Origin of the sequence: Marinifaba aquimaris (assembly GCF_013328345.1) — a bacterium.
Lineage (GTDB): Bacteria > Pseudomonadota > Gammaproteobacteria > Enterobacterales > Alteromonadaceae > Marinifaba > Marinifaba aquimaris.
The window spans coordinates 54,065-71,360 of sequence record NZ_JABULX010000019.1; the positions used below are offsets into that span (position 1 = coordinate 54,065).

Below are 17,296 nucleotides of genomic sequence, written 5' to 3' on the forward strand. Positions count from 1 at the left end.
AGTGTTCATATCTTATTGAACAACTTAATTTAAATTACCTTAAGGCCAAACATGACCATTAAACTGGGTATCGTGATGGATCCCATCGCGGATATAAATATTAAAAAAGATACAAGTTTTGCTATGTTACTCGCAGCTCAATCGCGCGGCTACGAGCTTTACTACATGGAAATGCAAGATTTGTATATCGAAAATGGCCGCGCCTACGGCACGATGAAATCGTTAACGGTAAAAAATGATGCTGATACTTGGTATGAGTTTGGTGAAGATTATGATTGGCCTCTAGCAGAATTAGACACCATTTTAATGAGAAAGGATCCGCCTTTCGATACTGAGTACATTTATGCAACCTATATGCTTGAGCGTGCTGAAAATGAAGGGACTTTGATTGTAAACAAACCTCAAAGTTTAAGAGATGCCAATGAAAAGCTTTACACGTCTTGGTTTCCACAGTGCTGTCCAACCAGTATTGTTACCCGCTCTGCAGATAAAATCAGAGCATTTTACAACGAGCATCAAGACATCATTTTAAAGCCTCTAGACGGAATGGGCGGCGCATCAATCTTTCGCTTAAAACCAAATGATGCCAATGTAGGTGTTATTATTGAAACATTAACCAATCACGGTCAACAATACGCGATGGTGCAAACGTATATCCCAGAAATCAAACAAGGCGATAAACGTATATTAGTGATTGATGGCGAGCCAATTGACTATTGTTTAGCAAGAATACCGGCAAAAGGAGAAACCCGAGGAAACTTAGCAGCTGGCGGGTCAGGTGTTGCACAGCCTCTATCAGACAGTGATAGATGGATTGTTGAACAATTAGCCGATACGCTAAAAGAAAAAGGACTTATTTTTGTTGGTTTAGATGTCATCGGTGACAAACTAACAGAAATCAATGTGACCTCTCCTACCTGCGTAAAAGAAATTGAAGCGGCTTATGATATCGACATTACAGGTAAATTATTTGACGCGATAGAACGCAGGCTCGCATCAAACAAAACAACAGGCTAGCTTGATGCTAGGTATAACTTTAAATAATAAAAAAGGAGCCAATTGGCTCCTTTTTTAAATCATAATTGGGTGATTATTCCCACTCAATTGTCGCTGGTGGCTTACCTGAAATATCGTAAACCACACGAGAAATACCATCGATTTCATTGATGATACGGCTCGATACATGGCCTAAGAAGTCATACGGTAAGTGTGCCCAGTGAGCAGTCATAAAGTCGATTGTTTCAACGGCACGTAAGCTGACAACCCAGTCATATTTACGACCATCGCCCATAACACCGACAGAGCGTACTGGTAAGAATACAGTAAAAGCTTGGCTTACTTTGTCATATAAATCGTGCTTGTATAGCTCTTCGATGAAGATAGCATCTGCACGACGTAATAAATCAGCGTACTCTTTTTTCACTTCACCTAAAATACGTACACCTAAACCAGGACCTGGGAATGGGTGACGGTAAAGCATGTTGTAAGGTAGACCTAGCTCTAAACCAATTTTACGTACTTCATCTTTAAATAATTCACGTAAAGGCTCAACTAAACCAAGTTCCATGTCTTCTGGTAAACCACCAACGTTGTGGTGAGATTTGATGACATGCGCTTTACCTGTTTTAGACGCAGCTGATTCGATTACGTCAGGGTAAATAGTGCCTTGTGCTAACCACTTAGCGTTTTTCAGTTTACCCGCTTCTTCATCAAATACTTCAACAAACACGTTGCCAATGATCTTGCGTTTCTTCTCTGGGTCATCTTCGCCTTTTAAGCGATCTAAGAAACGATCTTCAGCTTGAACATGAACGATATTTAAACCGAAATGATCACCAAACATGTCCATTACCTGTTGACCTTCGTTCAAGCGAAGTAAACCATTATCAACAAATACACATGTTAATTTATCACCGATTGCACGGTGTAAAAGCATAGCAACAACAGATGAATCAACACCACCTGATAAGCCAAGTACGACTTCATCATCGCCTACTTGTGCTTTCATTTTAGCAATCGCATCTTCAATGATTGAAGCTGAAGTCCAAAGCTTCTCACAACCACAAATGCCCACAACAAAGTTCTCTAAAATACGTAAACCTTGTTTAGTGTGCGTCACTTCAGGGTGGAATTGAACGCCGTAAAAACGTTTTTCTTCATTAGACATAACTGCAAAAGGACAGCTGTCTGTTTTAGCAATCGTCGTAAAGTCGCTCGGAATAGCGTTAACTTTATCACCGTGACTCATCCAAACATCTAATAATGCATTGCCATCAGCGGCAATCGCATCTTCGATATTTTTAAGTAATGCTGATTCTGCAACTACTTCAACTTGAGCATAGCCAAACTCACGCTCGTTAGATACTTCAACCGAGCCACCTAACTGATGAGACATCGTTTGCATGCCGTAACAAATACCTAATACAGGAACACCTGCATTAAAAACGTACTCAGGCGCACGTGGAGAATTATCTTCTGTAACACTCTCAGGACCACCGGCTAAAATGATGCCGTTTGGCGCAAATTCTTTAATTTGCTCTTCTGTTACGTCCCAAGCCCAAAGCTCACAATAAACGCCGATTTCACGAACACGTCTTGCGATCAGCTGAGTATACTGAGAACCAAAATCTAAGATCAGGATCTTATGTGAATGAATATCTTGACTCATTAATTTGTTCCTATTTAGAAATAGAAAAGGCTGATATTGGAAATATCAGCCTAGAATAGAAAGCTAAAGTTTGCTTAACCTAAACGGTAGTTAGGTGCTTCTTTAGTAATTTGAACATCGTGTACGTGTGACTCACCCATACCAGCAGACGTGATTTTCACGAACATTGCTTTAGTGTTTAAGTCTTTAATTGTACCGCAACCTGTTAAGCCCATTGCAGAGCGAATACCACCTAGTTGTTGGTGGATGATTGCGCTGATTGGACCTTTATAAGCTACGCGACCTTCGATTCCTTCTGGGACTAATTTATCGGCTTCATTTGACTTTTGGAAGTAACGATCAGATGAGCCTTCTTTTTGGTTCATCGCACCTAATGAGCCCATACCGCGGTATGATTTGTAGTAACGACCTTGATATAACTCAACTTCACCCGGTGACTCTTCAGTACCTGCAAACATTGAGCCTAACATTACACAGCTTGCACCAGCGACTAATGCTTTAGCAATATCACCTGAGAAACGAATACCACCGTCAGCAATAACAGGAATACCGCGCTCTTTCATCGCTTCAGCAGCATCGGCTACAGCCGTGATTTGTGGCACACCACAACCAGTAACAATACGCGTAGTACAAATTGAACCAGGGCCAATACCCACTTTAACAGCGTTAACACCTGCATCAGCTAGCGCAATTGCACCCTCAGCAGTTGCTACGTTACCAGCAATTAACTGAACATCAGGGAAATTGTCACGCGTCCATTTAACGCGATCTAATACGCCTTGAGAGTGACCATGAGAAGTATCAATTAAGATTACATCTGCACCAGCTTCAACTAACGCTTGAATGCGCTCTTCTGTTCCAGCGCCAACACCAACAGCAGCACCAACTCGTAAGCGACCTAAATCGTCTTTACATGCATTTGGTTTTTCTTCTGCTTTTTGGAAGTCTTTAACTGTGATCATTCCTTGAAGTTTGAATGCATCATCAACCACTAACACTTTTTCAATGCGGTTAGCGTGCATTAAACCAAGGATTTCTTCACGTTGAGTGCTCTCTTTAACCGTAACTAACTTGTCTTTTTTAGTCATGATTTTAGAGATTGGTTGCGCTAAATTCGTCTCAAAACGAATATCGCGTGCAGTAACGATACCTTCTAAATTGTTATTGCTATCCACTACAGGGAAACCAGAGAACTTACAACGTTCAGATAATTCAATAACTTCACTGATTGTCATATCTGCAGTTACAGTGATAGGGTCAGAGACCACACCACTTTCATATTTCTTAACAGCACTAACTTGTTCCGCTTGCTGTTCAATTGTCATATTCTTGTGAATGAAACCAATACCGCCTTCTTGCGCTAAAGCAATTGCTAACGAAGATTCAGTAACAGTATCCATCGCAGATGAAATCATCGGGATGTTTAAGTCAATATCTGTTGTCAGGCGCGTTTTTAAATCGGCAGTATGTGGTAGTACCGTTGAATGGGCTGGTACGAGGAGGACGTCGTCGAACGTCAAAGCTTCTTGAGCTATTCTTAGCATTTGCAACTTCTCACTGTAAAATTAAAAGTGAATTGGGCTTATTTTAAGGGCGGGACTTGCCCTTAGTTGCGGCAGAATTTTAACGGTTTTCAGCTTTCAGGTAAACTTAAATTTAATTTTTATGCCAATTAAGGTGTAAATAAATTTGTTTTTTAACGACTTACCCTTAGATTTTAAACAAACTTATCAAAACAAACAGACAAAAGCTGTTAAAATTGGCCACCATAAATGGTTCCCAGCCTCGATTCTTTTAGGTCATTAAGAGATGAAATTCAATCCAAGTACTAATATCTATACCGTTTCACGCCTTAACAGTGAAGTTAAACAATTACTAGAAGGCCACTTTTTACAAGTTTGGCTTGAAGGAGAAATATCTAATTTAGTTAAAGCGGGTTCAGGGCATTGGTATTTCAAGTTAAAAGATGAGCGTGCTCAAGTTCAATGTGCCATGTTCAAAGGCAGCAATCGGCACGTCAGGTTCAACGTACAAAATGGTGAGCAAGTTCTCATCAAAGCGAAAATAAGCTTATATGAACCACGTGGTGATTATCAATTGATTGCAGAGTCAATGGAATCAGCTGGTGAAGGAAAATTAAAACAAGCTTTCGAACAATTAAAATTCCAACTTGCCTCTCAAGGTTACTTTGCGCAAGAGCAAAAAAAGCCGCTGCCAGAGCACATCAAAACGATAGGTCTGATCACATCAGCATCAGGCGCAGCAGTTGAAGACATGATCACTGTGCTTGGTCGACGTGCTCCTCAGCTTAAAATCATCATCTACCCTTGCCTAGTTCAAGGCGAATTAGCAGCTAACCAAATTGCATCTCAAGTTTATTTAGCCAATCAAAGAGATGAAGTTGATGTATTAATTGTCGGTCGAGGCGGAGGCTCACTAGAAGACTTATGGGCATTTAACGAAGAAATCGTCGCTCATGCTATCTTCCAATCACGCTTGCCTATCATCAGTGCAGTGGGACATGAGATTGATGTCACCATTAGTGACTTTGTTGCAGATATCCGGGCAGCAACCCCATCTGCTGCGGCAGAAATAGTCTCTCAGCAAGCAATGGACAATAGCCATATTGTTAATCAATACAAAGATAAGCTAGCTCTTGCATTGCAGGCGTCTATTCAGCATTTCAAAGCACAAATTAATAGTTATGAACTTAGACTGTCAAAACAAGACCCCAAACGCGATCTACAATTTAAACAACAAAAAGTTGATGAAATTAACTTTCGCTTAAACGCCGCAATCAAAGCGATTTTAACGCAACAAAATCAACGACTGAATAAAGCTGAACATAGTTTAAAAAAACACTCACCAAGAGAACAGGTAAAAAAAATCAGCCATAAACATGAATTGCTCACTCGTCGATTAAACCAAGCCATAACTCAGTTAGTACAAGATAAGCAACACCAATTGAGCTTAAAAGCGGAGAAGCTAAATGCCTATAGCCCACTGGCTACACTTGGTCGAGGTTACAGTCTTACCTTCGATGACAAACAGCAAGTAGTGCGTTCAAGTAAGACCGTAGAAACGGGACAAAAACTTGATGTCCTTTTACAGGACGGTAAACTAGCCTGCCAAGTTATCGGTAAATCATAAAAACTAGGATAAACCACTTTGCAAGCGCCTCAATTTTCCTTCGCTTTTCTTGCTCCTAAATATTGGCTTAACTGGCTTGGCTTAGCCTGCCTTTATCTTATCTCTTGGTTGCCATATAAACTCCAATTAAAGCTAGGGTGCCTACTTGGCTTATTTCTCTATTGCTTTTTTAAACGCCGCGTCAAAATTGCTCAAGTCAATGTCAAAATGTGTTTTCCTGATATGCCTGAGGCGCAAAGGGAAGCCATGGTACGAGATAACTTTAAATCGACTGGCATCGCTTTTTTTGAGTCTGGTATGGCTTGGTGGTGGCCATCTTGGCGAGTAAAGAAACTCGCTAAAGTGGAAGGTGTTGAAAATATTATAAAAGCAAAAGAATCTGGTAAGGGCGTTCTAGTCGTAGCGCACCATATGCTGTGTATGGAGATGTGTAACCGTATCGTTGGCCTACACAACCCTAACATAGGTTTTTATCGCCCACACAATAATGCTCTTATGGAGTATATTCAGTATCGGGGCCGAATGCGTGATAACCGTTATCAAATTGGCAAAAAAGATATTCGCGGCCTTTATCGCGCGCTGGGAGAAAACGAATCAGTTATTTATCTACCGGATCAAGATTATGGACGAAGAAAGGCCGTGTTTGTACCATTTTTTGCCGAGCAAAAAGCCTGTACAACAACAGGTACAAGTATGATCGCCCGTGACTCTGGTTGTCAGCTCGTTATCACAACCGCTTATCGCAACAAAGATAACTCAGGCTATACCATTAAGTTCGATGGTCCACTTGAGGGCTACCCATCTGGCGATGACACAGAAGATGCAACTCGCATCAATAAAATGATGACAGACCGAATCTTAGTGGCGCCTGAACAATACATGTGGTTGCACAGACGTTTTAAAACCAGAGAAGATAAGAAAAAAGGCGAAGTATACGAATAAAGCAGCTTTTGTAGACTATTTGTATCATTTTTATTATGGTTCATTTATGTCTAATCTGAGAGTTAATTATGCTTTTTTGGTTTAAGCATTTATCTGCTGCGCTCGTACTTATTATCGTCGGTATATACTTGGTCTTCTTTTTTGACCCTAGCTCGCTATCAGATGACGATACAAAAGCCTCAATTCAATCTAGCAGTAATGCCGCGGCTGCTGGATTAAGCCGCTTCTATGGCGAGATAAAATCGAAAATGAATAATCCTTTTGAAGAAGAAAGGAGTACTTATGTCATCGAACTTGAAGCAGGTGATTATCAGCCTCTAGATACTGCACTAGCAGAACTACAAAATAGAAAAAATCCAGTATCAGGTAAATGGATTGGCTCAGTAAAAGCACATCGTTTTGAAAAAGGAACGACGCTAAAAAATGAGTTAGAGCAAATTGCCATTGATGAAAAGATGAACTTAATTTGGGCCCTGCCCCGAGACTTTGTAGTTAAAAACCCAATTAGGGAAGATCAAAATACGTTAGGTACCTTGTACAAAATAGTCACAGCCATCGACAGCGACTTTGAAATGGATGTATTCGGTTATATGTGCCCTAAAGAAAGAGCGCTTATTGTAATTGAAAGTAAAACGGACTATCTAAAAAGGTATTGCGTAGAGGCGTCTAGTCGACATCTAAGGTAAGTACTTACAGGCTGATTTTGGCTAACTTTTCATCTTTATATACAACTTTAATTGGCGGGTAATCTCTCTCTGTATTAATTCGCTGACCGTCAAATTCCATATGAACATTGGAATACATATCTTTAACGGCCGTAATTTGCATATTTTGCGTATTTTCAGTAATCGATTGTTCTAACCTTTGCTGCGCTTTTTGCAATCGCTTCAGTATCGTATGATGGGTTTTATAGACCATCTGCGTTTTTTCAATTAATGCTTTTTTCTTCGCACTATCAGGTAAACGTTTAACTTTTTGCCAAGACTGCTTAATTGCGATGATTTTTTCTTCTTCGTGTTTAATTCGCTTTTGCGCTTCGGTGATCTGCTCTAACTGATGTCTATATTGCTCAAATAAGTGAATATAAGTGTGGGTAGATGCAGGCGAGCCTATCGTCGCAAAAGATACTTGTTGTTGCACATAAAAGTGTCCACCCACTAATTTGGCAGCGGGTTTATCAATTTGACCGCCAAAGACTCTTTTCGCTGTAGCCCTACAATGAATAATTTGACTAATGACTTCAATATCACGTCCAGCAATAAGCTCAGCGTATTGGGCGTATTTTGCAGCAATGGTACCCGTGGCTTTTACAGAACAGTGCATTGGTTCAGTCTCAAAGTTTGCATCATCTGCAAGTTTGCGCCCTACGATGCCACCGGCAACGGTTAAGTCACCTGCGACTTCAACCTGAGCATTATCGATAAAACCAGTAATGGTCACATCACCGGTAGCTTTTAAACGCATGCCCTCACCTACATCTCCTGTGACCACTACACCGCCTTCAAAATCGATGTGACCACTAGAGACATCGATTCCAGGCAATAGCAGCACATTATCTACTTTCATGCCACGTTCTAAAACACTAGGTAAACCAGGCATAGCAGCAATCAGTAAGCTGTCATCCTTGGGAGAGATTTTACTGCCCTCGCCAACTTCAAATTCCAATTTCTCACCAGGTTCAGGGTGCAGAGGGTCTCCCGTTACGGTAAAACCTGGCTTACCGCGTGTAGGAGGATGCCTGCGCATTAGCTCATCATTTTCTTTAACAGAAATGAGTTCACCTAAATCACGCATATCCACTTTACCGTGATCCGTTTTTTGTGGTCTTAACAATCTGTCTTTTGCCGATTCCGTCAATGCTTCAAAATAGCTATCTTTACCATTTACAGGTAATTTTCCATTGGCAATTTCTTCACTGAATTGTGAGCCTGGTTCAGCACCAGATTGCTTTTGTGCAAGTGCTTCAATATTAGCTTTATTAATCCCCATTGTTACACTGGCTTGACTTGCGTATTTGAGAATATGTTTTGCAGATAATGCGGCACCGCCATAGGCTGTCGTCAATTCAGCTTTTGCTTGCATTTTATCTGCACTAATAGCAATTTTTATCTCAGCATTACGTTTTTCGCCAATTGGAAATTTAAGCGGTTGATTAGCTAGGCCTAAAGAGATTTTTTCATTGATCTGAGCACAGGCATCTTTGACCCATTCAGGATTAAGGAAGAAAGACTGACAATCAGATTGTTTAAAAAGCGCAACAATTTGGTCTTCGTCGACAGCACTCGCTTGTTCGAAGCTCGCTTCAACGATAACTTTATTATCTTCATCCAATTGTATTGCAATATCGGTCAAAACGTTTCCTATGAGTACATTTACTCTGATTCAATAACCTGACTAGCTAATAACTGCTGTTGTCTAAGTAAACTGACAAAGGCACTTGGCTCTCTATCAAGTGTAGAGTTTGACAATAAAATGTGTAAACCCAACAACTTATCTAAAGCACTTATGTGGTGAGCATACATGGCTTGTACCCCTTTATAAACCAATTCTTCGGTTTTAAAGGGCTCTGGATTCAATACCATATTTTCGGCTTCATTAATGTATCGGCCATCAGTAGCAATTGATTGAATTAAAATACTTCTTTGCTCAACAACCATTTTTGATAATACGCGTAGATGGCTTAACTCAACTGTAGATGAGATATCTTTAAGCTTAATCCCTACATAAGCTAATTCGCGACCAGAGATTTTGGGAATATCTACACGTTGAATACTCGACCATGGTATTTTTAGCATACCCCTTTGATGGTGGTAAATAATTCCATGCTGATCAATTTGATAGCTCACTTTAGGCTCATTGATTTTTAATATGCCAATTAAAAATGCAACAGAGATGACAGAAGTTAGAAACATCACGACAAGATTAAAATCTATGATATCGAGTGCAAGTATAAGTAAAACAAAGACAAGGAGTGTCGCGCTGATAATGGTTAGCTCTTTGCCACCTTCTCGTGATTTCGGCGATATATATATGGGTTTAAATTTTGACATTAAAATAAAAAAGGGCATACATAAGGCATGCCCAGACTATCATTAAACGAATTTTTCTACACCTAGCGCAATTAGGCCAAATCAAACGTTTAAGTTTATTTAACTTCATTCAACTCATTGATTAATTGCTGAGCAAGTTCGATGTTGCGGCCCGCTCCGTCACTGCCACCTTGCGCTTCTTCTACCAAGTTTTCCATGTTACTGCGAACGGCTTCAGAGCTAGATAATTGTGCTTGGACTTGATCAATTATCAACTCAACTGACTCTAAACTGGTCTTGGCAACATTTACCAGTGAATTTAACTGCTCATTAGTCACATCTGCAATATCGACACTCGTTTCAATTAAACTCTCGACGTCTTTTTGCTTGTCGATAATCTCACTTGAGATCTCCATGATCTTATTCATTTCAGTTTGAATTTGATCGGCAGATTCATTTGCAGTGTTGGCAAGTGAACGAACTTCATCAGCTACTACCGCGAAACCTCGCCCGTGCTCACCTGCACGTGCAGCTTCAATCGCGGCGTTAAGAGCCAATAAGTTTGTTTGAGCAGCAATACCCTTGATTGACTCAACTAACTGATCAATGTTCTTACTGTTTTCATCTAAGTTAGATAACAAGACAGTGAACTCAGAGATAAATTGTGCTGAACTGCGGATATTTTCTACTAGCTTGCTAAGTTGTTCGATGCAGTCTTCACTGGTGCTGGCCGTTTCGGCAGCAGATTCATGAGAGCTTTTCGAAACGGATTCGATTTCCATCGATTGCTCGATAAAACTCCTAACCATCTCAAATGAGCTTTCTAATGTGTAAATGCGATCTGAAGCTGATTGTTTCACCCTCTCCGCATTAGATAGGATCTCGCCGGCAATTGCCGCTGCATCACACTGTAATAATTTATCTAAAACAGCCGCTTTATTTTGTAAGTTATATAATTCGGATTGGTCAATTGTAGTTTGACCTTCAGGTATATCTGGTTTCAGAAAACTTAACATGCAGTATGATCCTTTCTCTTACTCATACATTTAACACAATGTTTTTAAAACATTTAAAAACAGTAATATAGCTAATAACTTCAATACTGATCCAATATATTCTATTTGTATAGAACTGATAAGTAAGAAATTATTTCGAGGCCGACCTCGGTTTAAACCGCTTTTTGGCGAAACATTAAGCTCGCTTTTATATCACCAACAAAAATTGTATCGACCAGTGAATAATTATCTGCAGAAAAAAATGCAGTATATTTTTCTTCGGTGACTAAAACAGCCATTCCTGTTGAATCTTCATTCGATTGGATGTGGCCATCCAAGGCTTTCATTAAGTATTGCCCAATGCCTAAGTGTTGCTTTTGAGGCTTCACTGCAATAAAGGATAGTTGATGATAATGCCCTTTGCCTGTCAAAGCGGCTTTAACTCGACGTTCCTTCTCGATCATTTGCTTTGTCGATACATAGCCTGCGGTTAACATCATATTCAGTCGCCAATGCCAAAAGCGCTCAGGGCCTAAATTAGATTCAGGGGTAGTAATGCATGCCACAGCTTGAAGTTGCTCTGAATCATCAAAAATACCTATGATAGGCTGATTGGTATCCCAAAAAACGTTAAGTTCAGCTCGAATAGCCGCTCTTAATTTTTGCTCATAACGCTTAGTTTCTGATTTAAAACAAGTTTGAAAAAAAGGATCATCATGATAAGCCTGATAAAGTATAGATGCGGCAACATTGAATTGTTCAGGTGTTAAAAAACAAGCTTTGTAATTTTCAGCTTGAGAAGACGGCGCAAGCATTTCAGACATAAGCATCTCTGCATTTTTCTTATAATTGAGTAAATTATAGCCTACAATTAAAGAGTGTTAATTCACGGAGTCCAGTGATGGAAACAAAGATCTATGAAATCGTAGATTTGTTTGCGCAACTTGGCCTCGAAGATAATCCAAATGCTATAAATCAATCACAATCAAACTATCACGGAAAAGATAAGCACCTTTTAGAAGAAGCGGAGTTTTGGACGCAAGCGCAAACTCACTTTATAACCGAAGCCCTTTCAAGCAACGCAGATTGTACTCAAGCGATCGATAGGCTAAAACGAAACCTTAAATAAGCATCAACTTACTTAATCGCAATAATATTTTGCTCTTTGAATTCCTCGACAAATTCAAAGAGCAATTCTTCTGGTAATGGCCTGCTAAAGAAATACCCCTGACCTATCGCGCAAGCATTGCCGATTAAAAAGTCGATTTGTTCTAAGGTTTCTACCCCTTCAGCAATAATTTCTAAGTTTAATTTCTGTGCCATCGCAATAATTGCTGCAGTAATAGCCATATCGTCTCTATCTTGCGGTATGTCTTTAACAAAAGCGCGATCCACTTTTAAAGTATCTAGAGGGAATTGCTTGAGGTAACTCAATGACGAATAACCAGTGCCAAAGTCGTCAATAGATAACTTAATGCCGAGCTCTTTTATTTTATTCATATGAGAAATCGATTCTTTGACATCACCAACTAACATGGTTTCAGTCACTTCGACATCTAGCCATTGAGGTAAAATTTGATGTTGTTGGATACAAGATTCTATCGTCTTAACGAGATTTTTATCTTTGAACTGCCGCATAGAGAGGTTGACTGCCACAGTGTAGTCTTGCTCAAAATAGCGATTTAAACGGCCGATAAATTCACATGCTGTAGACATTACCCACTCGCCTAAAGGCACTATTAAGCCAGTTTGTTCGGCAATTGGTATAAACTTATCTGGTGGTACTAAGCCGCGTTCAGGGTGAATCCAACGAACAAGCGCTTCAAAACCAAAAACGCGACCAGAGCTTAAATCAACTTGCGGCTGGTAATAGAGTACAAATTGCTCTTCATTAAGCGCATCTCTTAACTGTGACTCAATTAAGGCGTATTCCTTCACTTCCAAATCGAGTTTATTGTCATAGAAGTAATACGTATTCCTGCCTGCCTCTTTAGCTTGATACATAGCTAAATCGGCATTTCTTAGCAATATATCGATATTGTCTGCATCGTTAGGCGCTAAAGTAATACCGATACTGGCAGATACGAGAATTTCAGCATTATTTATTGGGATAGGCTCTTGGATTAAAGAAAGAATCCCACGGGCTAAATTAGAAACTTTATCCGGCTCACTCACAGCATTGACGATAATCGCAAATTCATCACCACCTAAACGAGCAACACTGTCTTCGGCTCGAAGTCGGCTCTTTAAACGTGAGCTGATCACCACTAATAGCTCATCACCAGCGTCATGCCCTAAGGTATCGTTGATGCGTTTAAACTGGTCAAGATCAAAGTAAAGCAGTGCAAAACTGTGATGACCGCGTTTACTCATTTCAAAAGCTTTTGCCAATTGGGTTTTAAAGAAGCCGCGATTACAAAGCCCTGTCAAAGTGTCGTAATAAGCGAGTTTTTCCATCGCTTTTTGGTTTTGCTTAATCGAACTAATATCGTGAGATGAAGCAAGGTAGTGAATATTACCAGTATATTTTTCTTTGATCGGAGTGAAACTTTGAGCAAGCCAAATGGGCTCAGTTTTATCACTGTTCAGTAACAACTCACCATGCCAGCTTTTACCCGCTTCGAGGTTTTCTTGAGCTTCGTCAAGCTGCCATACGGTAATGGGGTCAAATAGAATATCGACCTTCTCCCCGAGTAAAGCGTCTTCTGAACTTTGCAACAATGCAGCCATTTTTGGATTAACATAATTAATCCGCATGTCTTTTTCTAATAACGCAATGGCAATATCACTGTAAGTGATCACATCAAAAAAGCGACTCGCTTTAATCTCTGCAGCTGTTTTATCTTTAATTTCTAGCTGCATTTCCGTTAACAACTTATGATTTTGCGATGTCATTTCCTGCAGCGCTTGAGCGACAACACCCACTTCATCAGATAAATTGAGCTCTGATGATAAATCTATTTTGCCGTCTTTATGCTCTTTTACTTTTAAAGCTAGGTTGTTTAGCCGAGTCAATAACGTTTTATTAATTAACCAGTAGAGTAAGAAAGAAAGTGTGGCACCCATCAGTAAACTAGTGATCACTACTTTAATTTTGTATTCGTTAAAATGTGGGTCATTAACCGATTGAGCTTCAAATACGCCAATAAACCATGGCAAATCAACAAGTGGGTTTACTGAAATCCAGAAATTTTGTTTATCCGCACTCAGTGATTTAACGTCGTTTGCGTGAGTGATTTCTTGCTTAATAATGTCATCGACCAAGTTTTGCAAAGGCTCAGCTACCAAGCCTTGACTATCGAGTAACGTGTTCATTGTCGCGACATTACTGGTCAACACATCTTCGTACTCTGGATGAAAAATGACATTTCCATCTTTATCGAAGATAAAGATTCGGTCGGATAATTGCTGACCCGATTCATTTTCAAGGAGCTTGCCAATGGAAGAAACAAATACATCAGAGCCCGTAATACCAATAAATTCATCGTCTATATAAAGCGGTACGATGAAGCTGATCATCCATTGTTGCCATATATCGTCATAATATACAGGTGTCCAACGCGCCAATCTCTCAGGATTTAATTCAGGTGTTGCAATGCTGTAAAAAACGTCGCCTGAAAACTTGTGATCGGCTTCTATTTGGGTTGCCCACTGCCCAGGCGAAATACGAATAAAATCATCTTTACTGATAAAGTAAAAATTGAAAAAGCCATTTTTAACAATCGGCGCTATTGCACTGAATATATCTTTGGTGTTTCTAAAAACTGCAGCTTGATATGAGCTCATAGGCGTATGCTTAGCTAAAAAGGCTGCGCTATCGCCATCGTCCTGCCTGTAACTACCATCAATACTTTGCACTAATTGACTTTGATGTTTGGCAGGCAATAAGAAGAGCTCCCGGGATAACGTGACATTAGCTAGCTTTGCTAACTCTTCTAAGCTTTGAAAGTGCTCTTGAAGGTAGGTTTTGGCAAGCTGAGTTTGTTTGGGTAAGTCTGTTTCTATTTTTTGTTTTAGGTAATCCTGCCTTAACGATGCCAATAGAATCCAACTGACACCAGCCACGATCAGGTAACTGATAATGACAGAAATGGTCACCTTTAAAGAGATTGAATTGGCCAGGAGCGATTTAAATTTTGTCAACATACCGAAATCTACTCGTACAATATGAATACTGCCGAATTACTTTTTATTTTAACAATCGAGAACGTACGGACGTCAGTTATAAGTTAAAGATAACCCTCACTCAGATTAAGTAAAGGAAAAGCGATGGATTTTGTTAACCCCATCATCAAATAAGGTTAAATAACCAATTGGTTAGGTTGACGCACTTACAAGTTATACACGACAATAAGCTCCATAAATTATTCATTTCTAAAGGTCATTCAAAAATGGTACTTCCAGATAAGTTTGCATTTACCATGAGTCGGGTTTCGAAGGTTGTCCCGCCAAAGAAAACAATTCTTAAAGATATCTCTTTAAGCTTTTTCCCAGGTGCCAAAATTGGTGTGTTAGGTCTAAATGGTGCGGGTAAATCAACCCTTTTACGCATCATGGCAGGTGTTGATACTGAGTTTGAAGGTGAAGCACATCCTCAACCAGGCCTGAAGATTGGTTACTTACCACAAGAACCTCAACTAGACCCAACAAAAGACGTGCGTGGTAATGTTGAAGAAGCAGTTGCCGAAGTTAAAAATGCCATGGCGCGTTTAGACCAAGTTTATGCCGAATATGCAGAGCCAGATGCAGACTTTGATGCACTTGCTAAAGAACAAGGTCAATTAGAAGCGATTATTGAGAGTCAAGATGGCCACAACATCGATAATGTACTAGAGCGCGCTGCTGATGCACTTCGCCTTCCGCCTTGGGATGCAGATGTGAGCAAGTTGTCTGGTGGTGAGCGTCGTCGTGTTGCACTATGCCGTTTATTACTAGAAAAGCCTGAAATGCTTTTATTAGACGAACCAACTAACCACTTAGACGCAGAGTCAGTCGCTTGGTTAGAGCGTTTCTTACACGATTATGACGGTACTGTGGTTGCGATTACCCACGACCGTTATTTCTTAGATAATGTGGCAGGTTGGATCTTAGAGCTTGACCGCGGTGAAGGTATTCCTTGGGAAGGCAACTATTCTTCTTGGTTAGAGCAAAAAGATGTGCGTTTAAAACAAGAAGAGCGCTCAGAGAAAGCTCGCCAACGCTCGATTGAACAAGAACTTGAATGGGTTCGTCAAAACCCTAAAGGTCGCCAAGCAAAGAGCAAAGCCCGTATGGCACGCTTTGAAGAGCTTTCAAGTTCTGATTTCCAAAAACGTAACGAAACCAACGAGCTTTACATTCCACCAGGTGAACGACTTGGCGATAAAGTAATTGATGTTGAAAACATTTGTAAAAGCTACGATGGTCGTCAGTTAATTGATGATTTAAGTTTCAGCATCCCAAAAGGAGCTATCGTCGGTATTATCGGCCCTAACGGTGCGGGTAAATCAACACTGTTCCGCATGTTATCGGGTGCCGAACAACCTGATTCAGGTTCAATCTCTCTAGGCGATACAGTAACGTTGGCATCAGTTGATCAGTTCCGTGATGATATGGATGATAGCAAAACGGTTTATGAAGAAATTTCTGAAGGTGCGGATTTAATTCACATCAACAATTTTGAAATAAACAGTCGTGCTTATGTTAGTCGTTTCAATTTCAAAGGGACGGATCAATCGAAGATCATTGGTGAGTTATCAGGTGGTGAGCGCAACCGTGTTCACTTAGCTAAACTATTAAAAGCCGGCGGCAATGTTTTGCTACTGGATGAACCAACCAACGATTTAGACGTCGAAACATTGCGTGCTTTAGAGAATGCTCTATTAGACTTCCCAGGCTGCGCCATGGTTATCTCGCATGACCGTTGGTTCCTAGACCGTATTGCAACACATATCTTAGATTACCGTGATGAAGGTAAAGTGAACTTCTATCAAGGTAACTACACAGATTATGAAGCTTGGTTGAAAGAAACTTTAGGCGAATCAGCTGTACTTAACCCACACAGAATTAAGTACAAAAAACTAGCCTAGCTAAATTCGATTAACTATGCTCTACTCAATAACAGAGCATAGTTAATTTTTGAGGTTTAGTTTATGGATGAAAAACGCCGTTTTAGTCGCATTTTTTATAAAACGCCCGCCCAGCTTCATCTAGCCGATCAGGTTTGGCAGGTCGAACTGATTGACCTTTCATTGAAAGGCGCGTTAGTTCAACTTAACCAAGATGTTGAAATTAACCCCGAGCATATCTATCACCTAAGTTTTAACTTGGATGGTTCTGATTTAAAGCTTGTTATGTCGGTACAACTTACCCATCAAGAAGGTCAAAAATTGGGCTTTTCTTGCCATCACATAGATATAGATAGCGCGACACACTTAAGAAGAATTATTGAATTGAATTTAGGTGATGATGAGTTATTAATGCGGGATTTAAATCATTTAATTGAAGCGGCTCAGTAGAGCCGCTTTTTTATG

At 40.0% G+C, this 17,296-nt stretch carries 14 protein-coding genes; 7 read left to right on the forward strand and 7 right to left on the reverse strand.

Annotation, left to right across the window (positions count from 1 at the left end):
* The first annotated feature begins 51 nt into the window (after positions 1–51).
* On the forward strand, positions 52–1,017 hold the full coding sequence (gene gshB, locus HR060_RS12510; protein WP_174200636.1) for a glutathione synthase: 966 nt from the start codon (positions 52–54) through the stop codon (positions 1,015–1,017).
* Between the two features lie 73 nt (positions 1,018–1,090).
* Here the strand turns inward: gshB and guaA are convergent, their stop codons facing one another.
* On the reverse strand, positions 1,091–2,668 hold the full coding sequence (guaA, locus tag HR060_RS12515) for a glutamine-hydrolyzing GMP synthase (RefSeq protein WP_174200637.1): 1,578 nt from the start codon (positions 2,666–2,668) through the stop codon (positions 1,091–1,093).
* A gap of 74 nt (positions 2,669–2,742) precedes the next feature.
* A complete protein-coding gene (gene guaB / locus HR060_RS12520) occupies positions 2,743–4,212 on the reverse strand; it encodes an IMP dehydrogenase (protein ID WP_174200638.1) in 1,470 nt (489 codons plus the stop codon).
* A 265-nt stretch (positions 4,213–4,477) separates the two neighbouring features.
* On the opposite strand from guaB, the gene xseA reads away from it, so the two are divergent.
* The 3 genes from xseA (at position 4,478) to HR060_RS12535 (ending at position 7,446) form a co-directional block, all read left to right on the forward strand.
* Positions 4,478–5,818 (forward strand): exodeoxyribonuclease VII large subunit, encoded by a 1,341-nt coding sequence (xseA, locus tag HR060_RS12525; RefSeq protein WP_174200639.1) that lies wholly within the window; start codon positions 4,478–4,480, stop codon positions 5,816–5,818.
* An 18-nt stretch (positions 5,819–5,836) separates the two neighbouring features.
* Positions 5,837–6,760: an LpxL/LpxP family Kdo(2)-lipid IV(A) lauroyl/palmitoleoyl acyltransferase gene (gene lpxL / locus HR060_RS12530; protein ID WP_174200640.1), complete on the forward strand. Its 924-nt coding sequence runs from the start codon at positions 5,837–5,839 to the stop codon at positions 6,758–6,760.
* Between the two features lie 68 nt (positions 6,761–6,828).
* Entirely contained in the window at positions 6,829–7,446 is a 618-nt protein-coding gene (locus HR060_RS12535; RefSeq protein WP_174200641.1) for a TcpQ domain-containing protein, read from the forward strand.
* 4 nt (positions 7,447–7,450) lie between these two features.
* Here the strand turns inward: HR060_RS12535 and HR060_RS12540 are convergent, their stop codons facing one another.
* From HR060_RS12540 to HR060_RS12555, 4 genes are all read right to left on the reverse strand, one after another.
* Positions 7,451–9,112, reverse strand: coding sequence for a flagellar assembly protein A (locus HR060_RS12540; RefSeq protein ID WP_174200642.1), 1,662 nt, complete (start codon positions 9,110–9,112; stop codon positions 7,451–7,453).
* A 20-nt stretch (positions 9,113–9,132) separates the two neighbouring features.
* Complete coding sequence (locus tag HR060_RS12545; RefSeq protein WP_174200643.1) at positions 9,133–9,810, reverse strand: DUF2982 domain-containing protein; 678 nt, start codon at positions 9,808–9,810, stop codon at positions 9,133–9,135.
* Positions 9,811–9,905: 95 nt separating this feature from the next.
* Positions 9,906–10,805 carry a methyl-accepting chemotaxis protein gene (locus HR060_RS12550; RefSeq protein WP_174200644.1) on the reverse strand — a complete coding sequence of 300 codons (900 nt, stop codon included), beginning with the start codon at positions 10,803–10,805 and terminating at the stop codon, positions 9,906–9,908.
* 152 nt (positions 10,806–10,957) lie between these two features.
* The gene (locus tag HR060_RS12555; RefSeq protein ID WP_217434923.1) at positions 10,958–11,608 is read right to left on the reverse strand and encodes a GNAT family N-acetyltransferase; all 651 of its coding nucleotides are present in this window, start codon (positions 11,606–11,608) and stop codon (positions 10,958–10,960) included.
* A gap of 77 nt (positions 11,609–11,685) precedes the next feature.
* Between HR060_RS12555 and HR060_RS12560 the strand changes: the two genes are divergently transcribed.
* On the forward strand, positions 11,686–11,913 hold the full coding sequence (locus HR060_RS12560) for a DUF2789 family protein (RefSeq protein WP_174200645.1): 228 nt from the start codon (positions 11,686–11,688) through the stop codon (positions 11,911–11,913).
* 8 nt (positions 11,914–11,921) lie between these two features.
* Here the strand turns inward: HR060_RS12560 and HR060_RS12565 are convergent, their stop codons facing one another.
* Entirely contained in the window at positions 11,922–14,930 is a 3,009-nt protein-coding gene (locus HR060_RS12565) for an EAL domain-containing protein (RefSeq protein ID WP_174200646.1), read from the reverse strand.
* Between the two features lie 245 nt (positions 14,931–15,175).
* On the opposite strand from HR060_RS12565, the gene ettA reads away from it, so the two are divergent.
* Together ettA and HR060_RS12575 are read left to right on the forward strand one after the other, a co-directional pair.
* A complete protein-coding gene (gene ettA / locus HR060_RS12570; RefSeq protein WP_246283160.1) occupies positions 15,176–16,852 on the forward strand; it encodes an energy-dependent translational throttle protein EttA in 1,677 nt (558 codons plus the stop codon).
* Between the two features lie 63 nt (positions 16,853–16,915).
* A complete protein-coding gene (locus tag HR060_RS12575) occupies positions 16,916–17,281 on the forward strand; it encodes a PilZ domain-containing protein (protein ID WP_174200647.1) in 366 nt (121 codons plus the stop codon).
* Positions 17,282–17,296 lie beyond the last annotated feature (15 nt).

Bases quoted from the DNA above. Each gene is read 5' to 3' on its own strand.
- gshB (WP_174200636.1), top strand. From the start codon at position 52: ATGACCATTAAACTGGGTATCGTGATGGATCCCATCGCGGATATAAAT.
- guaA (WP_174200637.1), bottom strand. From the start codon at position 2,668: ATGAGTCAAGATATTCATTCACATAAGATCCTGATCTTAGATTTTGGT.
- guaB (WP_174200638.1), bottom strand. From the start codon at position 4,212: ATGCTAAGAATAGCTCAAGAAGCTTTGACGTTCGACGACGTCCTCCTC.
- xseA (WP_174200639.1), top strand. From the start codon at position 4,478: ATGAAATTCAATCCAAGTACTAATATCTATACCGTTTCACGCCTTAAC.
- HR060_RS12535 (WP_174200641.1), top strand. From the start codon at position 6,829: ATGCTTTTTTGGTTTAAGCATTTATCTGCTGCGCTCGTACTTATTATC.
- HR060_RS12545 (WP_174200643.1), bottom strand. From the start codon at position 9,810: ATGTCAAAATTTAAACCCATATATATATCGCCGAAATCACGAGAAGGT.
- HR060_RS12550 (WP_174200644.1), bottom strand. From the start codon at position 10,805: ATGTTAAGTTTTCTGAAACCAGATATACCTGAAGGTCAAACTACAATT.
- HR060_RS12555 (WP_217434923.1), bottom strand. From the start codon at position 11,608: ATGTCTGAAATGCTTGCGCCGTCTTCTCAAGCTGAAAATTACAAAGCT.
- HR060_RS12560 (WP_174200645.1), top strand. From the start codon at position 11,686: ATGGAAACAAAGATCTATGAAATCGTAGATTTGTTTGCGCAACTTGGC.
- HR060_RS12565 (WP_174200646.1), bottom strand. From the start codon at position 14,930: ATGTTGACAAAATTTAAATCGCTCCTGGCCAATTCAATCTCTTTAAAG.
- ettA (WP_246283160.1), top strand. From the start codon at position 15,176: ATGGTACTTCCAGATAAGTTTGCATTTACCATGAGTCGGGTTTCGAAG.
- HR060_RS12575 (WP_174200647.1), top strand. From the start codon at position 16,916: ATGGATGAAAAACGCCGTTTTAGTCGCATTTTTTATAAAACGCCCGCC.